Here is a 5,536-nt window from a genome sequence, read left to right on the forward strand (position 1 = left end):
GCCTACACCTCGGCGCCGCCGGTCCGGCCCGCACCCCGGGTCGCCGCCGCCCCCGAGGAGCCGGCGCAGGATTACGACGAGCCGCTGCAGCTCGGCGCGCCGCCGCCGAGCACGGGGCCGATCTACTGAGACGCCCGGTTTTCGGCGTACCGCGGTAGGCCCGGACCTGTAGCGGCCGGGCCGCACAGATCGGCTAAAGCGTTCCGGATTGTGCGCAAGAGCTTGACTGGCGGCCCAGCCGAGCCATCGTCTCGCGCATGCAGGACAGCACCCCCGTCGAGGCACGCGCCATGCGCCCGATCCTTCACAGCCTCGCCCTCGGGCTGGCACTCCTCTCCGTCGCGCAGCCGGCGCTGGCCCGCTCGGCCCGGGAGGATATCGAGCCCGCCGAAGAGCGGATCTTTCCGTTCGACGCGCAGATTCCCGGCTGCCAGGACCAGAGCGTGCTGGAGCGGGTCTCGACCAACTTCGCCGAGAAGGAGGCGAAGTACTGGAATTCGTCGATGACGATCCGGTCGTTCGATACGATCGAGCGCACCGCCTGGCGGCCCTGGGGCCTCGACACCTATCCGCGCCGGTTCTGCTCGGCCACCGTCACCACGTCGGACGGGGTGCGCCGCAAGGTCGATTACTCGGTGCGTGAGAGCCTTGGCATCATCGGGGCGACCTGGGGCGTCGAGTTCTGCGTCCACGGCCTCGACCGCGATCTCGCCTACGCCTACGCGACGGCCTGCCGGATGGCGCGGCCCTGAGGATGCGCGCCCGCGTCGCCTGCCTCGCCGGCCTGCTGATCGCGGGGCCGGTTGCCGCCCAGGATGTCGGCGGCTTCAGCCGCCGGGGCGAGCCGGGCGCGTTCGATTTCTACGTGCTGGCCCTGTCGTGGTCGCCGACCTACTGCGCCGGCGTCGGCGAGCGTCGCAACGACGTGCAATGCGCGCCCGGCCGGGGCCTCGGCTTCGTGGTGCATGGGCTCTGGCCGCAATATGACCGCGGCTACCCGCAGAACTGCTCCGCTGTGGAGCGGGCGCCGACCCGGCAGGCGCTGGAGGTTGCCGGCCAGGTCTATCCGAGCGAGGGGCTCGCCCGGCACGAGTGGCGCACCCACGGCACCTGCTCCGGCCTCGATCCGGCCCGTTACTTCCAGGCCGCCCGCGATGCGCGCCTCGCCGTCACGATCCCCGACGGCCTGAAGGGCGGCGGTGCCCCGCAGACCGTGGCGCCGATCGAGATCGCTCGGCAGTTCGTGGCCGCCAACCGCGGCCTGCGCCCCGACATGATGGCGGTGACCTGCACGCGCGGGCAGTTGCAGGAGGTGCGGATCTGCTTCTCCAAGGACCTGCGCGGCTTCACTTCATGCCCCGAGGTGGCCCGGGGCAATTGCCGCGCGCCGGACATCACCCTCGACGCCGCCCGCTGACTTTTTTGACCGTTTGCACGATCATAGGCTGGACCTGGAGCGCGGGATCCGCTTGAGGGCGACGCCATGAACTATCGGCACGCCTTCCACGCCGGCAACCATGCCGACGTGCTCAAGCACCTCGTTCTCGCGCGGGTGCTCGCCCACCTGAGCCTCAAGGACAAGCCGTTCCGGGCGCTCGACGCCTTCGCGGGCCTCGGAATCTACGATCTCACCGCCGACGAGGCGGCTCGCACCGGCGAGTGGCGGGACGGCTGGGGCCGGATGGAGACGCCGTTCGCGCCCGCGGTCGAGGCGCTGTTGACGCCCTACCGGGAGACCGTGGCGGCGGTCCAGGCTCGCTACGGCGCCTCCGCCTATCCCGGTTCCCCCGCGGTGATCCGCGAGGCCCTGCGGCCCGGCGACAGGGGCGTGTTCGTCGAACTCCACCCGGAGGACGCCGCGACCCTGGGGGAGCGCTACGCGCGCGACCCGCGCACCAGGGTGCTCAGCCTGGACGGCTGGACGGAGGTCAACGCGCAGATCCCGCCGCCCGAGCGCCGCGGCCTGGTGCTGATCGACCCACCATACGAGGTGCCGGGCGAGATCGAGCGGCTCGGGACACACCTCGCCCGCGCGGTGGCAAAATGGCCGACCGGCGTGTTCCTGGCCTGGTATCCGATCAAGGATGCCGCCGCGATCGACCGCATGGTCCGGGACCTCGATGCCGCCCTGCCTCGCCCGGCCCTGCGCCTCGACCTGCTGATCGACCGGCCGGACGACCCGACGCGGCTGTGCGGCAGTGGGTTGATCGTCGTCAATCCACCCTGGCGCCTGGCCGAGGAGGCGCTCGTATTCTTGCCAGCGCTAGCTGAGCGGCTGGCCCGGAACGCGTTCGGCGGATTTCGCTGCGTTCGGATCGGTGCAGTGGGCTGATTCGTCACTATTGCCGAAGGATCGCGCAATCGGAGCACCGGTCTGGCAAGGTCTCGCATCAGGGCAGCGCCCCGAAATGTGGCTACAAAACCACAGACCTCTGCCGACCCGTCCCAAGGGGCCGAGAATGACTAAAAACTAGGCAAGTGCCATTTGTTTGATTTTGTATCAGCGGCGGGTCGGTGTCAGCTTGGCCGGGAACCAATTCAAGCGAGCCGCGAAACCATGCTGAAGCGATCCACCCTGGCCGGCTTGGCCACCGTGCTGCTCTCCTCGACCGGCATCCTCGCGGCCGATCTGCAGACCAAGGCACCCGTGCCCGTGCCGCCCCCGGCCGAACCCTGCAAGGCCACGCTCCTAGGCCCGACCTATGGCGGCCTGATCAAGGCGAACCCGAACCCAACCTGCTTCTCCGCCGGCCCGCTGGGCGACCTCTACGTCGGCGGCGCCGTCACTGGCTACGCCTACACCCAGACCAATCCGTTCGCTTCGTTCTCGACGCCCGCCGCTCCCAATGATCGAGACCGGGCTGCGCGAGTCGATTTCTCGAACCTCCAGGGCATCATCCAGAAGCCTGAGGGCGCGTTCCAGTTCTACGTGCAGGCCGGCGCCTACTCGATCCCACAGCTCGGCTTCCCGACCCTGGGCACGTTCACCCAGACCGATCTGCTGTTCGGCCCGGTTCCGGTCGCTTTCGGCAAGATCCAGATCAACGATGAATGGTCGGTCCAGGGTGGCCGGATGTTCACCCTGATCGGCACCGAGCTTCTGTTCACCTACCAGAACCTGAACATCAACCGCGGCCTCCTGTTCGTGCAGGAGAACTTCATCAACCACGGCGTGCAGGTCAATTACAGCAGCGGCCCCCTCTCGGTCTCGCTGGCCGGCACCGACGGTTTCTTCTCCAACGAGATCAGCTGGCTGACCGGCAACGTCGCCTACAAGCTCGACGACTTCAACACGATCGGTGTCAACGGCGGCCTCAACCTCGGCCGCACCAACGCCTTCGAGCGCAGCGCGCGCTACCAGTTCGCAACGCCGAACTTCCAGCAGAACAGCGGCATTTTCAACATCAACTACACCTACGCGAACGGCCCGTGGATCATCTCGCCCTACTTCCAGTTCACCAACGTCGAGCGGGATGAGCGGATCGGCATTAACAGCAGCGCGTCAACTTTCGGTGGCGCTCTGCTGGCCGCCTACTCCTTCAACGATATTTTCTCCCTCGCCGGACGCGTCGAATACACTGAACAGACCGGCGTGCGCGGCGGCAACACCCCCAACCTTCTCGGCTTTGGCCCCGGCAGCAACGCCTTCTCGGTGACCGTCACGCCGACCTTCACGTTCGACCGCTACTTCTTCCGGGTCGAATACGCCCACGTCGAGCTCGGCGGGATCACGCGTGCGTCCGTCTTGGACGGCGGGACAATTTCTCCCGGCACCGGCTTCGGCCGTTATGGCACTCGCACCTCGCAGGACCGCTACATGGTCGAGACCGGCATCACCTTCTGATCCGATTCTCCGAGCCGGCCTTCGGGCCGGATCTTTCGAAGACCCCCGGGCGCGCGTCCGGGGGTTTTTTTATGTTCGGAGAACACCGCGAATGCGTCGCGCAGCACTGATCCAATCTCGGCTCGATCTTCGATATTATAATATAGAAACGATGTAAACTGAAATAATAGAGGCTGTATATCTCATACGGAGAGTCAGTTCTGGCGCGGGAAAAGTCGCGGTGAACTTGCGATGGTATCGCCGAATCTCGTATTATCCTTCAGCCGTCATGCGTGAGCGGGTTGAGGATTTCAAAGATGCCAGTGATCAAGGCTTTGTCGGATACGTTGCGGAGTGTCGCCGCGCCCGGCATGACGCCGAAGGCGTTGCGCGCCGCCGTCCGGGAGAAGCATCCCGATGCCTCCAAGAAGGATATCGTGCGGGCCGCCTTCTATGCCTTGCTCGAGGAGCCGGAGCAGGATCTGGCCTGCCTGGCCGAACTGCACGGCTTCGCCCTCGTCGAGCGCGTGTCCGAGGATGAGCGGACTATCAAGGTCGGGGGCACCAAGAAGAAGCGTCGGGCCGCCGAGGCGGCGAAGGCTGCGACCGGTGAACTGGCCGAAGCCCTGAACTGAAGGCGCCGGCCGCCGTCCTGCGGCGCGAAGAGGCGCGGCTGGTCTGGCTCAACTTCGCTGGAGCAGGCGTCGGCCGGGACGGTGCCCCTCCTCGCCGGTGTCGCGAAAGCCGAGCTTCTGCAGGAGGCCCCAGGAGGCGACGTTGCCGGGGCGGCACTCCGCCACGACGATGCGGGCCGGGAAGCGCCTGCCCAGGAGTTCGAGGATGGCCGAGACCGCCTCGTAGGCCAAGCCACGCCCCCGCGCTGCGCCACCGACCCAATAGCCGATCTCGATCGCACCGGGTCCGCGCAGATGCGTCCCGACCACGCCGACCAGATCGGATGCGACCGTTAGCTCGCCCGCTTCAGATGCACCGGCTCGGCGCATCCAGGCTCCCAGGAAGCGGTCCTGGCCGCGCCCACCGCTGCGGATCAGGTCTTCGGCGTCGCGTACGGTGAAGGGGGTCGGCAGGAAATCCACCGCCGCGGTGATCGCGGGATCGTCGGTGACCCGGCGGAGGTCCTGGGCATCCTCCGGCCGCAGCGCGGCGATCGACAGGCGTGCGGTCTCGATCGGAGGCAGGTCGGCGAGGCTGTCGCGGGCGGCGCGAATGGTAAACATCTTTCCGATGTGGGGTGGCGACCGGACCGGAAAAGGCACGGTCAGACCCCTCTCCTTCATCCCGTGACGGTCGCCGTCACTACTCAGACAGAGCGCAATGCGCTTACCGATAGGCCGGACGGGAACGGTTGCTTAACCTGAATCCGTCTTCATTGGGGCATCAAGTTGCGTCAGGCAAACGGGTGCGTCGATGCGGGTGCGCGGTACGGGTCGAGGGTTACGGACGCTGTCGCGCGTCGCCCTCATCGGCATCATCGGTGGCGGTGCCGCCGCCTGTTCCTCGGACGCATCGCGCCTGAGCAACCCTTTCTCAAACCCCTTCTCGTCGGAGCCTGCCGCCACTGGCAGCCTGCCGGAGGGTAGCCTGAAGCCGGCGCCGGTGATCCGTACCGGCCGGATCCAGTCCGAGGCGCTCGGCGCCCCCGGTGCTGCTCCGCGTCCGGCCGCCACGGCGATCCCGGCCCCGACTCAGGCG

The 5,536-nt window shown here is 67.4% G+C and carries 6 protein-coding genes and 1 pseudogene; 6 read left to right on the top strand and 1 reads right to left on the bottom strand.

The window, feature by feature from the left end; all coding sequences use genetic code 11:
• Nucleotides 1-290: 290 nt before the first annotated feature.
• The 5 genes from FV228_RS18955 (at nucleotide 291) to FV228_RS18975 (ending at nucleotide 4,458) form a co-directional block, all read left to right on the top strand.
• Nucleotides 291-752 carry a hypothetical protein gene (locus tag FV228_RS18955; protein WP_147856043.1) on the top strand — a complete coding sequence of 154 codons (462 nt, stop codon included), beginning with the start codon at nucleotides 291-293 and terminating at the stop codon, nucleotides 750-752.
• A gap of 2 nt (nucleotides 753-754) precedes the next feature.
• Nucleotides 755-1,417 carry a ribonuclease T2 gene (locus FV228_RS18960; protein ID WP_147856038.1) on the top strand — a complete coding sequence of 221 codons (663 nt, stop codon included), beginning with the start codon at nucleotides 755-757 and terminating at the stop codon, nucleotides 1,415-1,417.
• A gap of 66 nt (nucleotides 1,418-1,483) precedes the next feature.
• Nucleotides 1,484-2,332: a 23S rRNA (adenine(2030)-N(6))-methyltransferase RlmJ gene (gene rlmJ / locus FV228_RS18965; RefSeq protein WP_147856039.1), complete on the top strand. Its 849-nt coding sequence runs from the start codon at nucleotides 1,484-1,486 to the stop codon at nucleotides 2,330-2,332.
• A gap of 225 nt (nucleotides 2,333-2,557) precedes the next feature.
• Nucleotides 2,558-3,844 (top strand): porin, encoded by a 1,287-nt coding sequence (locus FV228_RS18970; RefSeq protein WP_147856040.1) that lies wholly within the window; start codon nucleotides 2,558-2,560, stop codon nucleotides 3,842-3,844.
• A gap of 296 nt (nucleotides 3,845-4,140) precedes the next feature.
• Entirely contained in the window at nucleotides 4,141-4,458 is a 318-nt protein-coding gene (locus tag FV228_RS18975; protein WP_147856041.1) for a hypothetical protein, read from the top strand.
• A 48-nt stretch (nucleotides 4,459-4,506) separates the two neighbouring features.
• On the opposite strand, the gene FV228_RS18980 is transcribed toward FV228_RS18975, so the two are convergent.
• A complete protein-coding gene (locus FV228_RS18980; RefSeq protein ID WP_147856042.1) occupies nucleotides 4,507-5,061 on the bottom strand; it encodes a GNAT family N-acetyltransferase in 555 nt (184 codons plus the stop codon).
• A 190-nt stretch (nucleotides 5,062-5,251) separates the two neighbouring features.
• On the opposite strand from FV228_RS18980, the pseudogene FV228_RS34275 reads away from it, so the two are divergent.
• Nucleotides 5,252-5,536, top strand: a pseudogene (locus FV228_RS34275) (peptidase M23); the annotation flags it as partial.

The organism is Methylobacterium sp. WL18, from assembly GCF_008040015.1.
Lineage (GTDB): Bacteria > Pseudomonadota > Alphaproteobacteria > Rhizobiales > Beijerinckiaceae > Methylobacterium > Methylobacterium mesophilicum.